This is a genomic window from Aquipuribacter nitratireducens (genome assembly GCF_037860835.1).
Lineage (GTDB): Bacteria > Actinomycetota > Actinomycetes > Actinomycetales > JBBAYJ01 > Aquipuribacter > Aquipuribacter nitratireducens.
Genome location: NZ_JBBEOG010000005.1, coordinates 155,590 through 174,378, shown reverse-complemented (window position 1 = coordinate 174,378; position 18,789 = coordinate 155,590). Strand labels below are relative to the sequence as shown.

The window sequence follows — 18,789 nt, the reverse complement described above, 5'->3', positions numbered from 1 at the left end:
TACGGGTAGCGGACCCGGGTCGGCGAGTACGTGTACCAGGAGAACGCCGCACCACGCGGGCAGCCGCGGGGCTCGTACTCGGGGCTGTCGGGGCCGACGGAGGGGTAGTCGGTCTGCTGCGACTCCCACGTGATGATGCCGTCCTTGACGTACACCTTCCACGAGCAGCCGCCCGTGCAGTTGACGCCGTGGGTGGAGCGCACGACCTTGTCGTGCGCCCAGCGGTCCCGGTAGAAGGCGTCGGCGTCGCGTCCGCCGGTGCGGTGCAGCGCCCGCAGGTCCAGCGACACCGAGTCCTTGCGGAAGAACCGGCGCGCCTTGAGCAGGGCCTCCGTCAGCTCGTCGTCGAGCCCGGCGCTCCTCGGCGGCGCGTGCTCGTGCCGGGCTCCCTGTGCCGTCCGGTCCTGTTGTGCGGTCACGCGGGCACCTTCCTCGGTGACGAGGACCGGGCGCCGACGGTGGCCACACGCTCACCCCTCGTGGTCTCCACCCCGACCCTCCCGCCCTCCATGATCGTCGTCAAGGTCCTGCGCGGACCGGCCTGCCGCCGCCCTCGACGGACCGCGTCGGACCGGGCCGCAACTACGCCACGACGGCGGCCAGTCTTCGCGCCCCCGGGCACGCTCCACCCGGGACGGAGGTCCCGGGTCCGACGCGGGAGCGGGGGTACGGCTTCTCGACGCCGGCGCACACCGACCTCAGGACCGCTTGGGTGCGCCCGGTCGTGCGTAGCGCCACCAGGTGAGGGCGATGCACATCGCGGCGAAGGCGACGCCGATGTAGAAGAACGTCTCGGGGGCGAACATCGCGAGCCCGATGCCGAAGAAGAACGGGCCGAAGGCGGCGATGCCGGCGGTCCACCCGATGACGCCGCCGGCCTGCCGGCGCTCGAAGATCATCGGCATCTGCTTGAACGTCGAGGCGTTGCCGATGCCGGTGAAGAGGAAGATCGTGAGCATGCCCAGCAGGAAGCGCACGAACTCGGCGCGGACCTCACCGGCCCCGGCGGCCACGTCCGGGGACAGCTGCTGGCTGGTCCAGGCGACGGACAGCAGGATGCCGACGCCGCTGACGAGGGTCCACGGGGCACCGCCGAGCCGGTCCGTGAGCGGGCTGAACAGCACGCGGGCACCCGCACCGACGAGCGGCCCGAGGAACGCGTAGGCCACGGGGTCGGGGATGGTGTAGCCGGCGACGAGCACCTCGGTGGTGCCGTCGGCGAGCACGCGGGCGATCTCGGGGTTGCCGCCACCGAACAGGTTCTTGATGAGCAGGCCGAACTGGCCCGAGAGCCCGGCGAAGGTGCCGAAGGTCATGATGTAGAGCAGCGTCATCCACCAGGTGTCCTGGTTGCGGAAGATGTCGAGCTGCTGGCGGACGTTGACCGACATGGGGACGCTCTTCAGCATCGTCCACGCGAGCGCCGCGCCCACGAGGACGAACGGCACGTAGACGAACGCGGCGTTCTGGTACCACACCTCCTGCGGCGCGCGGCCGGGGAACGTGAGGGTCTGCGAGGCGCCGAGGGCGCCCACCATCGCGATCCCGATGACCCACGGGGTGAGGAACTGCACGAGGGAGACGCCGAAGTTCCCGATGCCGGCCTGCAGGCCGAGCGCCGTGCCCTGCAGGCGGCGCGGGAAGAAGTACGACGTGCTCGGCATGAACCCGGAGAAGGCCCCGCCGCCGACACCGGACAGGAACGACAGCACGAGCAGCCACACGTACGGCGTGGTCGGGTCCTGCACCGCCACGCCCCACCCGAGCAGCGGGATGAGGAGAAGCAGCGTGGTGAGGCTGACGAGGCGGCGGGTCCCGACGATCGGGGGCAGGAACATCCACGTGAGCCTCAGCAGGCCGGCCGACAGACCGGGCATGGCGACGAGCCAGTAGAGCTGGTCGGTGCTGAGGTCGAAGCCGAGGTTGGTCAGCTTCGGCGCGAGCGCGCTCGCGATGAACCACGAGGCGAAGGCCAACGTGAGCGTGAAGGTCGTGATCGACAGCGTGCGCCAGGCGAGGCCCCGGTCCCACGTGGCCTCGTCCTCGGGGTCCCAGCCGTGCAGCCACTCCCGGCCCCGGCGGGCGGGCGGGGTGCGGTCCGTCGCGGCGGGCGTGGAGGGTCGGTGGTGGGTGTTCATCGGGAGGTGGCCTCCAGCTCGGCGGTGCGGGGGTGCTCGAAGTGATCGGACAGCTCCGGCGACTGCTCCTGGAGCATGTGGACGACCGTCCAGTGCATCCACAGCGCGCAGGCGCCCGTGAGCACGAAGAGGACGAAGAAGGTCGCCGTCGGCAGACCGGTCCAGCCGGTCGCGTAGGCGAACAGCGGCGGCAGGAAGAACCCGCCGAGGGCGCCGAGCATCCCCACGAGACCGCCGACCGAGCCGACCTGCCCGGGGAAGTACTCGGGGATGTGCTTGTACACGGCGGCCTTGCCGATGCCCATGGCGCAGCCGAGGAGGAACACCAGCGAGACGAAGGGGACGAGCCCCATGGAGTACGGCAGGACCTCGTTGACACCCGAGGGGTCGAAGGACTCCTGCACCTGCACGACGACGTGACCGTCGGGCATCATGAGCAGGCCCGTCGAGCCCAGCATGAGCCCGAAGGTCCAGTACATGACCCTGCGGGCGCCGAATCGGTCGGAGAACCAGCCGCCGACTGGGCGCAGCAGGCTCGCGGGGAAGATGAAGGTCGCCGTCAGCAGGGCCGCGGTACCGAGCGAGACGCCGAAGTTGTCGACGTAGTACTTCGGCAGCCACACCGACAGGGCGACGTAGGCGCCGAACACCGCGACGTAGTAGAGGCTGAAGCGCCACACCCGCAGCCGGCGCAGCGGCTGCAGCTGCTCACCCAGCGGCCGACCCGCACCGGGGCGGCGGTCCTGGCGCGGCGTGAGGACCCACAGCAGCACGGCCGTGACGAGGAGCAGCGCGGCGTACAGGACGGGCACGAGTCGCCAGCCGCCCTGCACGACGCCGAACCAGGTCCCTCCCGCCGTCGCCGCGATGAGCGCGGGGGCGATGAACTTCGTGACCGACGCGCCCACGTTGCCGGCCCCGAACACCCCGAGCGCGAACCCCTTGCGGTGCTGGGGCTGCCACGCGGAGTTCCACGCGATGCCGGCGGTGAAGGCGTTGCCCGCGAAGCCGACGCAGAAGGCGAGCACCAGCAGGACCGCGTAGCTGTCGGCCTGCGCGACGAGCCACGAGAACACCGCGGTGGAGACCAGCAGCACGAGGAAGACCGAGCGGCCGCCGAACCGGTCGGCGAGGATCCCCGCAGGCAGGCGCCACAGGGCACCGTTGAGGATCGCCACGGCGGACAGCCACGAGAGCTGGATGTCGCTGAGGCCGAACTCGTCGCGCACGGGCAGGCCGAGCACGCCGAACATGAGCCACGCGGCGAAGAGCAGCGTGAATGCGACGCTGGACAGCGCGAGCACGCGCCCCGCGCCGGGCGGCGAGGGCGGTCTGACGGTCGGGACGGCGTCCGGGGAGGTGGTGCCGGAGGGGGGCCGGGCGGCGGGCGTCACCGTCACGAGCGTTCCGATCTGTGGGTTGGAGTGCGACCTCGTGCGGCGCCGGGTCGCGCCGCACGACCATGGTCGGCGGCACTCGGACATGGCAGCGAGGACCAAGGTCCCGTCCTGGACCGGTCGCGCCCGGCAGTCTCGGTGCAGGGGGGTCCACACCGCGAGCAAGGAGCACCGAATGACGAGCACGTACCTGCCCGCCCTCGTCCGCGAGCACCTGGCCACCGCACGGGATGCGCCCGCCGGCCGCAGCGCGGCGACCGTCTACGGGGGGAGTGGCCACGTCCTGCGCCACACCCTCATCGCCCTCATCGGCGGACGGCGCCTCGACGAGCACGAGAACCCCGGTGAGGCCACGGTCCACGTCCTCCACGGCCGTGTCGTGCTCGCGAGCACCGGGTCAGCCGTCGACGGCGCGCACGGCGATCTGCTCGTCGTGCCGCAGGCGCGGCACAGTCTCGAGGCGCTCGAGGACTCCGTCGTGCTGCTCACGGTCACGAAGCGGCTCGCGCCGAGCGGCTGAGCACCCCACCGGGTCACGAGGGGCGGCACCGCCGTCGTGCCAGGCTCGAGTCACGATCACGGAGACCCCGGGACGCCGTCGAATTCCTCACCTGGACGGTGCTGCGTGCGACCTCGCCCCTCTCGACGACCCCGTGGGCACCGGTCGGGCGAGGTGGTGGCAGGCGGGGCACAGCACCGCGGGTCGGGCCGGCGCTGTCGCGCTCGTCACCGTCGCCGGCGGCAGCGCGGACGACGGGCGGCAACGGGAGTTCGTCCGACGCTTCAGGCACGTCAGCCGCGACGTCGACCGCGCACCGGGTCATCTCGTGTCGCTGGTCCACGCACCGGGCAGGAGCAGGGTCACGCGCCCCCGTCCGCATCCTCTCCGCGTGGCAGGACCTGACGTCGGGCCTGGCGTGGGCCTACACGCGCTCCCGGTCGCACTCCGCCGACCTCGCGCCGACGAGGTCGGACACGAGGTGAGTCGGACTCGCAGTCGGGCCGTGACGCCGGTCGACCGCTCGGCCGCCTCCGCCACGGCCGTGCCCGACGGCTCCGCCGGGTCGGGTGTCGACGGCCGGGAGGCTCCGGATACGACCGCTCGCGCTGCCAGCATGGACGTCGGCGCCCGATCCGGGCGGCCACATCCACGAGAGGACCACAGGTGACGCGACTGCACCGGACCGGTGTCGACCAGCTCGACCCCCGCGTCGGGGTCCCGACCTACTCCACGGCCGACGTCCGCACCGGGATCGTCCACCTCGGGGTCGGCGGCTTCCACCGCTCCCACATGGCCGTCTACCTCGACGACCTCTTCACCCTGGGGCTGTCACGCGACTGGGCCGTCACCGGCCTCGGCCTCCTGCCGCAGGACAGCACCATGCGAGACGCCTTGCTGCCCCAAGGCTGTGCCTACACCGTCATGACGAAGAGCGCCGACGGCGCCGTGTCGGCGCGCGTCGTCGGCTCCCTCGTCGACTACGTGTTCGTGCCCGAGCAGCCGGAGGCGGCCCGCGAGGTGCTGACCGATCCTCGGACCCGCATCGTCTCGCTCACCATCACGGAGGGCGGCTACCACGTCGACCAGAACAGCGGCGACCTCGTCGTCGACGAGGCACTGGCGAGGGACCTCGACGCGCTGCGGACCGGCGGACACCCGGCGACCGCGTTCGGGCTGATCGTCGACGCGCTCGCGCGCCGACGCGACGCGGGGACCGCTCCGTTCACGGTGATGTCGTGCGACAACATCCAGGGCAACGGTGCGCTGACGCGCCGCGCCGTCACCGCCTTCGCCCGCCTGCTCGACCCCGACCTCGCCGCCTGGGTCGACGCCGCCGTCGCGTTCCCCAGCTCGATGGTGGACCGGATCACGCCGGCCACGACCGACGCCGACCGGACCCGGCTCGCCGACGAGCTCGGTGTCGAGGACGCCTGGCCCGTCGTGTGCGAGCCGTTCCGGCAGTGGGTGCTGGAGGACCACTTCCCCACGGGGCGACCGCTCCTGGAGGAGGTCGGCGTCCAGCTGGTGCCCGACGTCCACCCCTACGAGCTCATGAAGCTGCGCCTGCTCAACGCCGGGCACCAGGCAGTGGCCTACCTGGGCCGCCTGAGCGGGTTCACGTACGTCCACGAAGTCGCGCAGGACCCGCTCTTCGCGCGGTTCCTCGCCGGGTTCATGGAGCACGAGGCGTCACCGACGCTCGCCCCGGTCCCCGGGGTCGATCTCCCGCGGTACCGGGAGGACCTGCTCGCCCGCTTCGCCAACGCCCACGTCCGCGACACCCTCGAACGGCTCTGCCTCGACACCTCCGACCGGATCCCCACGTTCCTGCTGCCGGTGGTCCGCGACCAGCTCGCCTCCGGCGGTCCGCTGCACCGCGCGGCCCTCGTCGTCGCCGCGTGGGCCCGCTACGCCGAGGGCGTGGGCGAGGACGGGGCACCGTTCGAGGTCGTCGACCAGCGGCGGGAGCAGGTGATGGCACGGGCCCGGCGCGCCCGCACCGACCCCCTCGCCTTCCTCGAGGACGCCCGCCTGTTCGGAGACCTCAGGGACAGCGAGCGCTTCACCACCGCCTACCGCGAGGCGCTCGCGTCCCTGCGCGAGGTCGGTGCCCGGGCGAGCGTCGAGGCCTGGGCCGACGCCGGATGAGGGGCAGGGGCCGGCTCCGCGGCCGCGCGCTCGGCCTCCCTGCGCTCGTGCAGGTCGGCGACGATGCTGCGGTACCGCTCTTCCGTCAGGGGGTGGAAGACCATGACGAGCAGGGACAGCAGCGCGAAGGCGGCGATGAGGCCGCCCGCCGCGAGCTGGATGTTCGCCGCCACGCCCGGCTCCTGCGTGCCGCCGGCGGCGGCGGTGGCGGCGCTGAAGCCGACGACGGTGAGGGCGGTGCCGCCGACGAACCCGCCGAGTGCCTGGCCCATCTTGCGGGTGAAGGAGAACACGGCGTAGGTGGTGCCTTCGGTGCGGTTGCCCGTGCGCCACTCGCCGTACTCGACGGTGTCCGCCTCGAGCGCCCACATGAGCGTGTTGACGAGGTTGATCCCGAGGCCGATGAGGAAGAAGGCGACGAGGCCGAGCTGCGGGGTCGCCTCCAGCGGGGCGAGGGCGAGGACCCCGGCGCCGACCGCGGTGACCGCGGCGCCGAGCACGAAGCCGGTCCGCTTGCCGATGGTCCGCACGAGGGTCGGGATGAGCGGGCCGACGACGAGCAGCGACGAGAACTGCGCGAGGACGTTCCACGCGATGTAGCCGGCGTCGCCCTGGGCGTAGATGGCGATGTAGGAGCCGAGGGTGCTGAGTGCGGTCATCCCGGTGAGGAACAGCACGGAGCCGCCGGACAGCACGAGCAGCGGGACGTTCGTCCACAGCGTGCGGAGGCTGTCGCGGAGGGAGACGGTCTCGACGCGCCGCTCGACCTGCTCCTTGGTACCGAGGACGAGGAAGGCGTAGAGGGCGGCGCCGACGACCACGAAGATCCCCGTGGTGGCGAAGAGGGTGCGCTGCAGCGCCTCCGGGTCGCCCACGCTCGCGCGGATCTGCGGGGCGATGACGAAGACGAGGGCGAGGATGCCGGCCATCGCGCCGTACATGCGGAAGGTGGCGAGCTTGCCGCGCTCGGCGGGAACCTGCGTGAGGGCGGGTGCCATCGAGCCGTAGGGGATGTTGACGAGGGTGTAGAAGACCGACGCCATGAGGATGTACGTGATGTACATGTAGGCGATCGCCCAGCCGCCGCTGATGTCGGGGAACACCGTCTTCGCGGAGTAGATGGCCCAGCTCGACAGCAGCAGAGGCAGCCCGAACCACAGGACGAACGGGCGGAACTTGCCGAGCGGGCCCTTCCGCTTCGCGTCGACGAGGCGCCCGGCGACGAGGTCGGTGACCGCGTCGAAGAACCGGACGACGAGGAACATGGACCCGACGACGGCGCCCTCGACGCCCACGACGTTCGTGTAGTAGAGGATGAGGAACATCCCGGCGAGGGTGAAGGTCAGGTTGTTCGCGGCGTCCCCGGCGGCGTACGCGAGGTAGTTGCGCAGCCGCAGTGGCGCGGCGCCCGCGCGTCCGGCGCGCGGGGCGACCGGGCCGGCGCCGACGCCGTCCGGTGCGGTGGTGGCGATCGCCATGGTGGTCTCCTTGTCGTGTGCGGCCCGGCCCCGCTGCCGGGTCCTGCCACTCATTCCCGCAGTCCGACCGGGGCCGTGGCCACCGGTTGCCACGTGTTGCCCGTCCCCGTGGTCACCGACGGCGTGAGCGCGTCGGCCGCGGTGGCGAACGTCGCGACGAGGGCGGGCAGCGCGGCCCGCAGACCCGCGTACGTCGCGACGTCGGCCGGGTCCACGGGCTCGCTCGTCCCGTGCGCACAGGCACCTGGGGGCGCCAGCAGACCCAGTCCCGTGAGGGGGTCGCTCGCTCTGCCGAGGGCGTGCAGCCCCAGAGCGGCAGCACCGGTGGCGGTCCCTTCCACGCCGCCGGACATCGTCAGCGGCCGGCCGAGGGCGGCGGCGACGACGTGCCGCCACAGCGGCGCGCGGAAGACCCCACCGGTGGCGCGGACCGCGTGCACCGGTGCGATCCCGGCGAGGGCGTCGACGACGGCGGCGAGCTGTAGCGCGACACCCTCGACGGCCGCCCGGACGACGTGCCCGCGGGTGTGCCCGGCGCGCAGCCCGAGAAGGGCGCCGGGCACGTCGGGGTCCCACAGCGGAGCTCGCTCCGGGAGCAGGTACGGCAGGAGCACGAGCCCGTCGCTGCCGACGGGCACGTCCTCCGCAAGACGCAGCAGCTCCGCGTCGCGCTCCCCCGGGCCGGGTCCGGCGTCGGGCAGCACGAGGTCGCGGACCCACCGCAGGACCGACCCGCCGTTGCTGACGGCACCGCCCACCACCCACGTGTCGTCGGTGAGGGCGTAGCAGAACAGCCGCCCGTCCGGGTCCGTCGTGGGGCCGGGGGCGAGGGTGCGGACGGCGCCGCTCGTGCCCACGGACAGCCCGACGACACCGGGCGCCGTCGCGCCGACGCCGAGGGTGGCGAGCGGTCCGTCACCGGCGCCCACCACGACGGGTGTACCGGCGGGCAGGCCGACGCGGGCGGCGACGTCCGGTGCCAGCGGCAGCACTGTCGTCGTCGCGACGACCTCCGGCAGCTGGTCGACGCGGATGCCGGCCAGGTCGACCGCGAGCGGGTCCCAGGCGCGCTCGCGCACGTCGAGCATGGCGGTGCCGGACGCGCTCGACAGCTCGGTGACGAGCCGACCGGTGAGGCCCGCGACAGCCCAGTCCTTGAGCCCGGCCCACCAGCGGGCTCGGGCCGCGAGCCCCGGGTCGTGGCGGGCGAGCCACATGAGCTTGGTGAGCGGCGTCATGGGGTGCACGGGCGTCCCGGTCCGCCGGTGGACGGCGGCCGCCAGCGCGCCGTCGCGCAGCTCGCGCGCCTGGGCGGCGGAGCGGCCGTCGGCCCACGTGAGGACCGGTGTCAGGGCGTCCAGGTCCGCGTCGAGACCGACGAGGCCGTGCATGGCCGTGCTGAGCGACAGCCCGACCACCCGGGTACCGAGCGGGGCTGCGGCCACGCACTCCGCGAGCGCGTGCTCGACTGCCCCCCGGACCCGCAGGGGGTCCTGCACGTGCCAGCCCGGATGGGGCCGCTCGAGCGGGTACTCCCGGACGGCGGTGTACCGCCACGGGTCGCCGAGGCCGAACCCGACGACCTTGGTCGCGGTGGTGCCGACGTCGACGCCGACGACGACCTCGCCCGGACCGCGGCTCACCCGGCACCGACCGGCGCCCCGGTGAGGCTGCTCAGGTGACTGCGGACGCGGGCCACGACGGCTGGGTCACGGGCGAGGGCGGTGTCGAGGTGGGCGAGCACGGTGCGGACGGCGGTGTCGTCGTCGCCCTGCACGGCCGGGGCGAGGGGCGCGGCGGCGTCGTCGGCCACGGGCGCACCGAGCCCCCGCAGGTGCGCGACCCACGCCGCGACGACCCGGAGGGCACCGTCGGGCAGGCGTCCGGCGGCCAGCTCGGCCCGCACGACGGGCAGGAGCCGGACGGGGAGCTTCTGGCTGCCGTCCGCGGCGATCTGGCCGAGGTGGTGGCGGATACGGGGGTTGGCGAAGCGGGCGACGAGCGCGGCGCGGTAGTCGCGCACCGCGGCCGGCGACAGGGACAGGCGGGGCGCGGCCTCGTCCCACCACTGCTCGACCCAGCCGCGGACGACGGGGTCGGCCATCGCCTCGTCGACGGTGGTGTGGCCGCGCAGCGGGCCGGCGTACGCGAGCAGGGAGTGCGCGCCGTTGAGCAGCCACAGCTTGCGTTCCTCGAAGGCGGCGACGTCGTCGACGAGCGTGACTCCGGCCTCGTGCCACGCGGGCCTGCCGCCGGGGAAGTCGGCGGCGACCACCCACTCGCTGAAGGGCTCGGTCGGCACGGGTGCGGCGTCGTGGAGACCGGCGGCGGCGAGGACGGCGTAACGGTCGTCGTCCGTGGTGGCCGGGGTGATCCGGTCGACCATCGTCGTGCCGAACAGCACGGTGCCGCGGATCCAGCGCGCGAGGGCCGGGTCGACGGCGCGGGCGAGGTCGTCGACGACGGTCGCGGCGACCCGGCCGTTGGCCGGAAGGTTGTCGCACGGCAGGAGCGTGAGAGGCCCGCTGCCGGCCGCGCGGCGGGCGGCCAGCCCAGCGACGAGCCGGCCGGGGACGGTGCCGACCGGGGCGCCGATGTCCGCACGGAGGGCCTGCACGTCGTCGCGCACGTCGGCGCGCCCGATGTCGAGGTGACCGTCCGGACCCCGCCGGTACCCCGCCTCGGTCACGGTCAGCGTGACGACGGCCGTGTCCGCGGCCGCCGCCACCCCCAGCCAGGCGGTGTGGTCGGTCGCCGCGTGCACCTGCGACAGGCTGGAGACGACCTCGACGTCGTCCCGGTCCGGCTGCCGCACGAGGAGCGTGTAGAGGCCGCCCTGAGGGCGCAGCGCCCGGGCGAGGTCCGGTGAGCGGCCGGTGAAGGAGGCGATGCCCCACTGGGCCGCGTCGGGCGCCCGGTCGGTGTACCAGGCCTGGTGGGCGCGGGAGAAGCTGCCGAGGCCGAGGTGCGCGATGCGGACGGGCGCGGCCGGACGGCCGTGACCGGCTGAGCGCGACAGGCGTGTCGCTGTGCCGCTCACAGCCGGAACGCCTCCCGCGGGTTCACGACGGTGAGGTCGTGCGCGACCTCGTGCGCCTCGTCGAGGTCGAGCCGGTGCTCGGCGACGAGGCGGGCGAGGTAGGCGGCGTCGACCCGGCGGGCCGTGTCGTGGCGGGCCGGGATGGAGAGGAACGCCCGCGTGTCGTCGACGAAGCCGGCGGTGCGGGTGAAACCTGTGGTCTCGGTGACGGCCGAGCGGAACCGGGTCATCGCCTCGGGCGCGTCGAGGAACCACCACGGCGCCCCCACGTACAGCGACGGGTAGAACCCGGCGAGGGGGGCGAGCTCTCGGGAGTACACGGTCTCGTCGATGGTGAACACGACGAGCTGGAAGCGGGGGTTCGTGCCGAACGCGCCGAGCACCGGACGCAGGGCGTCGGTGAACTCCACCCCGACGGGGATGTCCGCGCCGACGTCGGCGCCGTACCTGTCGCGGGTGCCGGGGTGGTGGTCACGGGCGACCGCCGGGTGCAGCGTCATGACGAGGCCGTCCTCGCTCGCCATGCGCGCCATCTGGAACAGCAGGTCGCGTCGGAGCGCGTCGGCCTCGTCCGGCGTGACGGCGCCGGCGACCGCCCTCGCGTACAGCCGTTCGGCGACGGACCGCTCGAGCGGCTCGGCGCGGGCGTCGCGGTGGGAGTGGTCGGTCGAGGTCGCCCCGTGCTCCTGGAAGTACGACCGGCGGGCCTCCATCGCGGCGATCCAGCCCGCATACGTGGCGGTGTCGACGTCGGCCACGGCCCCGAGGCGGGTCACGGCGTCGGGCCAGTCGCTCCGTCGGACCTCGACGTAGGCGTCGGGGCGGAAGGTGGGGACGACCCGCCCTCGCCACGACGGGTCCGCCGCGAGCGCGCGGTGGTGGCGGAGGTCGTCGGTGGGGTCGTCGGTCGTCGCGAGGACCGACAGGCCGAAGCGGTCGTAGAGCGCGCGTGGCCGGAGGTCGGGAGCGGCGATGCGGTCCGCGACCTGGTCGTAGACGGCGTCGGCGGTCGCGGCGGACGGCTCGACGTCGACGTCGAGCACGTGGGCGAGGGTGTGCTCGAGCCAGTGCCGCACCGCGGTGCCGCGGTAGGTGCGCCACCCGGCGCACAGCAGCCGGAACGCCTCCCGCGACTCCGCCTCCGACAACGGGCCACGGCCGACGCCGAGCCGGTCCAGGGGGACCCCCTGGGCGTGCATGAGCCGGGTCACGTAGTGGTCGGGCGTCACGAGGAGCGACGTGGGGTCCCGGAAGGCGGCGTCCTCGGCGAGCCAGGCCGCCGGCACGTGCCCGTGCGGGGACACGATCGGCAGGTCACGGATACCGTCGTACAGCTCGCGCGCCACGGCGCGGGTCGCGGGGTCCGCGGGCAGCAGCCGGTCCGGGTGGGGTCGCAGCCGACGCGGGCCGCCGGTCGGGGTCACGAGGTGCGCCGTCGTCTGCGCCGTCGTCGTCGCCATGGCGTGGACTGTGCGGGCACCCGGAGCCGGTCGGCAACGGGTTGCCACCGGTTGCCGCCGACCCTGGCCGAGCCGTCGGCGCCGGGTGCATGGTGAGGCGCATGACGACGACGGACCTCTCCGTGCACGCACCCACCGGCGCCGCCCTGCTCGGTGACGCGGGGACGGTGCTCGACGCGGACGCCGTCCGCGCGTTCGTCGGGCAGCAGCTGGCTGCGTGCGACGTCGACGGCCGCAGCGTGTGCGTCCTCGTGCCCGACGCCACCCGCAGCCTGCCGCTGCCGCTGCTCGTCGGCGCCGTCCGGGCCGCCCTCGCCGGACGTGCGAGCCGGGTGACGGTCCTCGTCGCCCTCGGCACGCACCAGCCGATGGGCGAGGCTCAGCTCGCGCGGCACCTGACGGGCGACCCGGCACCTCGGTGGCCGGACGTCGAGGTCCGCAACCACGAGTGGTGGGAACCGGACGCGCTCGTGACGATCGGCCGGATCGAGGCGGACCGGGTCCACGAGCTGTCGGGCGGTCGGCTGCGCACCGCCGTGGACGTGCGACTCAACCGGGCGGTCGTCGAGCACGACGTCGCCCTCGTCGTCGGACCCGTGTTCCCGCACGAGGTCGTCGGGTTCTCCGGCGGCAACAAGTACTTCTTCCCCGGTGTCGCGGGTCAGGAGATCATCGACCTCACGCACTGGGTGGGCGCGCTCATCACGAGCCGCGACACCATCGGCACCCGCGGCACGACGCCCGTCCGGGCGCTCATCGACGAGGCGGCCGCACTGATCCCCACGCAGCGGCTCGCCCTGTGCGTCGTCGCGCGCTCGGGCACCGACGACCTGCACGCGGTTGCGTTCGGCTCGCCCGAGGCGGCGTGGGCCGCGGCCGCCGACGTCTCCGCCGAGACCCACGTCCGCTACCTCGACCGCCCGGTCCGCCGCGTCGTGTCGCTGGTCCCCACCAAGTACGAGGACATGTGGACGGCCGCGAAGGGGTTCTACAAGGTCGAGCCCGTCGTCGCCGACGGCGGTGAGGTGCTCCTCGTCGCCCCCCACGTGAGGAGCGTCGCCGAGACGCACCCGGAGATCCTCGAGGTCGGCTACCACTGCCGCGACTACTTCCTCGGCCAGTGGGAGCGGTTCCGTCACCTGCCGTGGGGCGTCCTCGCCCACAGCACGCACCTTCGCGGGGCCGGGACGTGGGACCCGGTCGCCGGCGAGCAGGGCCGGGTCCAGGTGACCCTCGCGACCGGCATCGACAGGGCGACCGTCGAGAGCATCGGCCTCGGCTACCGCTCTCCGGACGACGTCGACCTCGACGCGCTCTCCGCCGACCCCGACACCCTCGTGGTGCCCAACGCCGGCGAGGTCCTCTTCCGCCTGCGGTGAGCGGTCGAGCCCCGCACCACGAGACGAGCCGGCAGCACGAAGGCGCGCTCGGCGTGGGGCTGCGCGCCCCGGACGACGGCGAGCAGGTTCTGCACCGCGGTCTCCCCCATCGCCCGCAAAGGCGCCGCGACCGTGGTGAGCGGCGGGGACACGAGCTGGGAGACGAGGATGTCGTCGAACCCGACGACGCTCACGTCGTCCGCAACGGCCACGCCCGCGTCCTGCAGGGCACGCATCACCCCGATCGCCATGAGGTCGTTGTAGGCGACGACGGCCGTCGGCGGTCCCGTCGCGGCGTCGAGCATCTCGCGGGCGGCGGCGACACCGCCCGCGACGGTCGGCGCGTGGTGACGCGTGGCGCGGGTCGCGAGCTGGAGCTCGTGACCGGCCTCGCGGAACGCGCGCACCCGCGCGCCGTCCGCCCACGACGCCTCGGGGCCGCTGACGTACACGAGCGAGTCGTGACCGAGACCCCCGAGGTGCTCCACCGCCCGGCGCATGCCGCGCGCGTTGTCGGTGACGACGCTGAGCACGCCGGCGACGTCGCGGTTGAGCACGATGAGCGGAACCTGCTTGGCGAGCGTGCGGATCGTCGAGTCCGGCATGCGTGAGCCGCCGAGCACGATCCCCTCGACGACCGGCAGGACCCGCTCGAGCGCCTCCCGCTCCACTGCACCGGACTCCCGGGCGTCCTCGAGCAGGACCACGAACCCGTCCTCGGCGGCCTGCGCCTGTGCGCCGCGGATCATGGCCGCGAAGACGGGGTTCGTGACGTCGGCGACCATGAGAGCGACCATCCGGCTCTGCGACGTCGACAGCGCCCGCGCCATCGGGTTGGCCCGGTAGCCGAGCCGGTCCGCGACCTCACGGATCCGGGCGGCGGTCTCCGCGCTCACCCGGCCCGGGCGGGCGAACGTCCGGGACACGGTGGACGGCGCGACGCCCGCCTCGGCGGCGACGTCGTAGATGGTCGGCGGCCCGCGCCGTGTCCCACGGTCTGCCACCTCGGCACGGTAGGAGCGCGTGGCAAGCCGTGGCAACCGATTGCCCCCGACCTGCCGGGAGTGGCGTCATGAACGGAGCCCGACGCGACCACCCCGACGAGAGGACCCGCCATGCTCCGCCCCCAGGACGGCCCCACCCGCGAACGCCGCCGCCTCGACGGCATCTGGGACTTCCGCCTCGACCCGGACGGCGTGGGCCGGCGCGACGGCTGGTCGTCCGGCCGCCTGCCCGACGCCCACGCCATGCCGGTCCCCGCCAGCTACAACGACGTCGTGCCGGACCTCGCGGTCCGCGACCACGTCGGCGACGCCTGGTACTCGACCACGGTGCGCGTGCCGAGAGGCTGGGACGGTCAGCGGATCGTGCTGCGCTTCGACGCCGCCACCCACCGCGCGACCGTCTGGGTCGACGGCACCGAGGTGGCCCGGCACGAGGGGGGGTACACGCCGTTCGAGGCCGACGTCACCGCCCTCGTCACCCCGGGCGAGGAGGCGCGCATCAGCGTCGTCGTCAACAACGAGCTGACGTGGCAGTCGATCCCCGTCGGCGTCGTCGAGGACACCCCGCACGGCCGTCGACAGCGCTACTTCCACGACTTCTTCAACTACGCCGGGCTCCACCGCTCCGTCTGGCTCCACGCGACCCCTCGCACCCACGTCGACGACGTGACGCTCGTGCCAGGACTCGACGGCACCACCGGCAGCCTCGCCTGGGACGTCTCCGTCGCCGGACCGGACGGCGCGGGCGCCGGCGGGTCGGGCGTCGGCGGGTCGGGCGTCGACGTGAGGGTCCGGCTCACCGACGCCGACGGCACCGAGGTCGCCGCCGGCACCGGAGCGAGCGGCACCCTCACGGTGCCCGACGTGCACCCGTGGGCCCCGGGCGACGGGTACCTCTACGAGCTCGCCGTCGACGTGGTCGACGGCGACGGGGACCTGTTCGACCGGTACTCGCTGCCCGTGGGGATCCGGACCGTCCGGGTGGACGGGACGCGGTTCCTCATCAACGACGAGCCCTTCTACTTCACCGGCTTCGGAAAGCACGAGGACGCGCCCGTGCGCGGCAAGGGCCACGACGACGTCATGCTCGTCCACGACTTCGAGCTGCTCGACTGGGTGGGCGCGAACTCGTTCCGCACCTCGCACTACCCGTACGCCGACGAGGTCTACGACTACGCGGACCGCCGCGGCATCGTCGTCATCGACGAGACCGCCGCGGTCGGGCTCAACACCGGCATCGCGAGCGGGATCTTCGGGGGCGAGGCCGTCCCGACCTTCTCCCCCGACACCGTCGACGAGCGCACGCAGGCCGTGCACGCCCAGGCGATCCGCGAGCTCGTCGCCCGCGACAAGAACCACCCGAGCGTCGTGCTGTGGAGCATCGCGAACGAGCCGGAGTCCGACACCGATGCGGCCCGGGAGTACTTCGAGCCTCTCTTCGCGCTCACCCGCGAGCTGGACCCGACCCGTCCGGTCGGGTTCGTCAACGTCATGCTCGCGCCGCACGGCACGTGCCGCGTCAGCGAGCTCGGCGACGTCGTCATGCTCAACCGCTACTACGGCTGGTACGTGCAGACCGGTGACCTCGCCGCGGCCGAGGAGGCGTGGCGTGCCGAGCTGCAGGGGTGGGCCGGCGAGGGCAAGCCGATCATCATCACCGAGTACGGCGCCGACACGATGCCCGGGGTCCACTCGACGACCCCCGTGCCGTGGACCGAGGAGTACCAGGTCGACTACCTCGACATGAACCACCGGGTGTTCGACAGCGTCGAGGCCGTCGTGGGCGAGCACGTGTGGAACTTCGCCGACTTCCAGACCGCGCCCGGGATCTTCAGGGTCGACGGCAACAAGAAGGGCGCCTTCACCCGGGACCGCAAGCCCAAGGCCGCAGCGCACGCCCTGCGTCGGCGGTGGCACCGGACACGCTGACGGTGCGCCACCCGGGCTCGGGAGCGGACTCGTGCCAGGTCCGTGCGCTGCAGCATCGTCTCCAGCCGCGGCTCGCTCGGCGACATGGGCGACCCCCTCGCCGACGTCGCGACAGCGAGGTCCGGCAACAGGTGAGCGTGGGCACGACGTCGCGCCGTGACGTGCGCCCGGCGGCTCCGCGTGCCTGATGCCGGGGTGGCGTACGGGGAGGCCACGCCTCCGTCGAGAAGCGCCCCGTTCGCATGGGACGTCGGCGGGTCTCGCTCAGCCCGACGCGGTACCCCGGTCCGGGACTACGGTTGCTCATCCGGAGCCTGTGTCGGCGGACGGGCCGCCGACGCCTGCGGCGCCGGTGGAGGTGGATCGTGACGATCTCCGACATCCTGCGGCGCAAGGGCCACGACGTCGCCACCATCGCACCGGGCGAGTCCGTGCGCGTGCTGGTCGACCGACTGGCCGAGATGAGGATCGGCGCCCTCGTCGTCAGCACGGACGGGAACCGGGTCGAGGGAATGGCGAGCGAGCGAGACGTCATGCGGGGTCTGCACACCTCCGGGGCGTCGCTCCTCGACCGGCCGGTGTCGTCGATCATGACGGCCGAGGTCGAGACCTGCGGACCGACCACGTCGGTCGACGACCTGATGCGCCTCATGACGGAGCGACGCTTCCGCCACGTCCCCGTGGTCGACGACGGCCGACTCGTCGGCATCGTCAGCATCGGCGACGTCGTGAAGCGGCGGATCGACGACCTCCAGGACGAGCGCGACCAGCTCGTGGGCTACATCAGGAGCTGACGCAGCGGGATCGTGGATGTCACCGGTCGGCCGAGGGAGCCCTGTCAGCGGGTGTGCTGGAGGCGGAGTGACGTGACGTGCTCGCCGATGCCGCCGTGACCGCCTGGCTCAGCCGCCGACGAACGGCTGGCCCACCAGCAGCGCGAGGGTGAGCACCAGCCCGACCCACGGCACCCAGGCGGGCAGGTCGAACGGCGCGTCGGGCCGGCGCCGCTCGAGGACGATCAGCGACACGTTGGCGAACGCGAAGACCACCAGCAGGACGTACGTCGTGATGGCCGCCAGCGTTGCCAGCGGGAGGAACAGGGCGAGTGCGACCGCGACCAGCGCGCACGCGAAGGTCGCCCGCACCGGGGTCCCCGTGCGCTCGTTGACGGCGGCGAGCCATCCCGGCGCCCCCTGCACGTCGCCGGCGGCTCCGCCGTCCGGGCGGCCGAGGGAGTAGATGACCCGCGAGCCCATGATCAGCTGGGCGAGGACGCCGGAGGAGATGATGACGAGCGACAGGACGGTGACCGGCCACGTCGGGATGCCGGTCGCCGCCACCACCTCGACCAGCGGGGCCGTCGCACCGCCCAGAGCGTCGGGATCGAGCACCGACAGCGCCGCGACGGCCGTCACCGTGTAGAGCACCGCGCAGACGCCGATGGCCGCGCCGATCCCGAACGGCAGGGAGAAGCCGGGCCGCTTCACCTCCTCGGCCACGTGGCTCATGTCCTCGAACCCGATGAACGCGTAGATGGCGAGGAAGACGGCGGACAGGACGCCGGTCGCCAGCGCCGCGTCGGCGAGCCCGCCCGCCTCGGACACCAGCCGGCCGGGGTCGGCCTGGCCGCTGAGGAAGCCGGCCCACCACACGAACAGCAGCCCGATGACGCCCGCGGTCGCCGTGACGGCCATGAACCACGTCGACTGCTCGACCCCGCCGGCGGCGACCGCCGCGAGGACGAGGATGAGGACCGCCCGCGGGATCCACTCCGGCATGTCGATGAAGGCGACGAGGTAGCCGGAGAACCCACTGGCGATGGTCGCCGACGAGACGACACCGGTGGCGACGATCAGCCACGCGATGATGACGGCGAGCCAGCGCCGGCGCAGCGCCTCGCGGACGTACGCCGCCGGGCCCCCGGCCTTGGGCTGCCGGGTGCCGAGCTCGGCGTAGACCATGCCGTTGACGCCCGCGACGAACGCCGCGACCACGAAGGCGATCGGCGTCCAGTACCCGGCGCGCCCGGCGATCTCCCCGATGAGGACGAAGATCCCCGCCCCGAGGATCGTCCCGGCGCCGTACAGGGCGAACGCTGTGGGCCCGACGGTCCGCCTGAGCTCGCCCTGGGTCTCCTCACCCGCGACGTCGGTCGTGCGTGCGTTGCCGTCCCCCGGTTCCGCGGCCATGCGGTGACCGTATGGAGGTTTGATCCGCCTCACATCTTCCGACGGACTCACGATTCGCGCGACGGTGCCGCCGCCGGCCATGAGCGAGCGCGACGTCGCCGCCGCACCGGGCCGACAGCGCACCA

General features: G+C 73.5%; 13 protein-coding genes. 5 read left to right on the top strand and 8 right to left on the bottom strand.

Annotated features, from left to right (window positions below):
• Positions 1 to 698: 698 nt before the first annotated feature.
• Positions 699 to 2,138, bottom strand: coding sequence for an MFS transporter (locus tag WAB14_RS11450; RefSeq protein ID WP_340269901.1), 1,440 nt, complete (start codon positions 2,136 to 2,138; stop codon positions 699 to 701).
• Positions 2,135 to 3,532 (bottom strand): MFS transporter, encoded by a 1,398-nt coding sequence (locus WAB14_RS11445; protein ID WP_340269898.1) that lies wholly within the window; start codon positions 3,530 to 3,532, stop codon positions 2,135 to 2,137. The genes WAB14_RS11450 and WAB14_RS11445 overlap by 4 nt, the downstream gene beginning before the upstream one ends.
• 178 nt (positions 3,533 to 3,710) lie before the next feature.
• Here WAB14_RS11445 and WAB14_RS11440 point away from each other — a divergent pair, with 178 nt between their 5' ends.
• Together WAB14_RS11440 and WAB14_RS11435 are read left to right on the top strand one after the other, a co-directional pair.
• Complete coding sequence (locus WAB14_RS11440; protein WP_340269896.1) at positions 3,711 to 4,055, top strand: cupin domain-containing protein; 345 nt, start codon at positions 3,711 to 3,713, stop codon at positions 4,053 to 4,055.
• Positions 4,056 to 4,700: 645 nt separating this feature from the next.
• Positions 4,701 to 6,185 carry a mannitol dehydrogenase family protein gene (locus WAB14_RS11435; RefSeq protein WP_340269894.1) on the top strand — a complete coding sequence of 495 codons (1,485 nt, stop codon included), beginning with the start codon at positions 4,701 to 4,703 and terminating at the stop codon, positions 6,183 to 6,185.
• Here the strand turns inward: WAB14_RS11435 and WAB14_RS11430 are convergent.
• From WAB14_RS11430 to uxaC, 4 genes are read right to left on the bottom strand one after another with little or no spacing between them, the layout of a single operon-like run.
• Complete coding sequence (locus WAB14_RS11430; protein WP_340269892.1) at positions 6,110 to 7,663, bottom strand: glycoside-pentoside-hexuronide (GPH):cation symporter; 1,554 nt, start codon at positions 7,661 to 7,663, stop codon at positions 6,110 to 6,112. The genes WAB14_RS11435 and WAB14_RS11430 overlap by 76 nt on opposite strands.
• 50 nt (positions 7,664 to 7,713) lie before the next feature.
• Entirely contained in the window at positions 7,714 to 9,306 is a 1,593-nt protein-coding gene (locus WAB14_RS11425) for a gluconokinase (protein ID WP_340269890.1), read from the bottom strand.
• Positions 9,303 to 10,703 carry a mannitol dehydrogenase family protein gene (locus tag WAB14_RS11420; RefSeq protein ID WP_340269888.1) on the bottom strand — a complete coding sequence of 467 codons (1,401 nt, stop codon included), beginning with the start codon at positions 10,701 to 10,703 and terminating at the stop codon, positions 9,303 to 9,305. The genes WAB14_RS11425 and WAB14_RS11420 overlap by 4 nt, the downstream gene beginning before the upstream one ends.
• Positions 10,700 to 12,163 (bottom strand): glucuronate isomerase, encoded by a 1,464-nt coding sequence (uxaC, locus tag WAB14_RS11415; protein ID WP_340269886.1) that lies wholly within the window; start codon positions 12,161 to 12,163, stop codon positions 10,700 to 10,702. Before uxaC ends, WAB14_RS11420 begins: the two co-directional genes overlap by 4 nt.
• Positions 12,164 to 12,264: 101 nt before the next feature.
• Between uxaC and WAB14_RS11410 the strand changes: the two genes are divergently transcribed.
• Positions 12,265 to 13,542, top strand: a complete 1,278-nt coding sequence (locus WAB14_RS11410) for a lactate racemase domain-containing protein (RefSeq protein WP_340269884.1) — start codon at positions 12,265 to 12,267, stop codon at positions 13,540 to 13,542.
• On the opposite strand, the gene WAB14_RS11405 is transcribed toward WAB14_RS11410, so the two are convergent.
• On the bottom strand, positions 13,443 to 14,546 hold the full coding sequence (locus tag WAB14_RS11405) for a LacI family DNA-binding transcriptional regulator (RefSeq protein WP_340269882.1): 1,104 nt from the start codon (positions 14,544 to 14,546) through the stop codon (positions 13,443 to 13,445). The two genes, WAB14_RS11410 and WAB14_RS11405, sit on opposite strands and share 100 nt — an antisense overlap.
• Before the next feature lie 111 nt (positions 14,547 to 14,657).
• Between WAB14_RS11405 and uidA the strand changes: the two genes are divergently transcribed.
• Together uidA and WAB14_RS11395 are read left to right on the top strand one after the other, a co-directional pair.
• A complete protein-coding gene (uidA, locus tag WAB14_RS11400; RefSeq protein WP_340269880.1) occupies positions 14,658 to 16,475 on the top strand; it encodes a beta-glucuronidase in 1,818 nt (605 codons plus the stop codon).
• Positions 16,476 to 16,840: 365 nt separating this feature from the next.
• Positions 16,841 to 17,269 (top strand): CBS domain-containing protein, encoded by a 429-nt coding sequence (locus tag WAB14_RS11395; RefSeq protein WP_340269879.1) that lies wholly within the window; start codon positions 16,841 to 16,843, stop codon positions 17,267 to 17,269.
• 108 nt (positions 17,270 to 17,377) lie between these two features.
• Here WAB14_RS11395 and WAB14_RS11390 read toward each other — a convergent pair whose 3' ends face one another.
• On the bottom strand, positions 17,378 to 18,664 hold the full coding sequence (locus WAB14_RS11390; protein WP_340269878.1) for an APC family permease: 1,287 nt from the start codon (positions 18,662 to 18,664) through the stop codon (positions 17,378 to 17,380).
• Between the last annotated feature and the right edge of the window lie 125 nt (positions 18,665 to 18,789).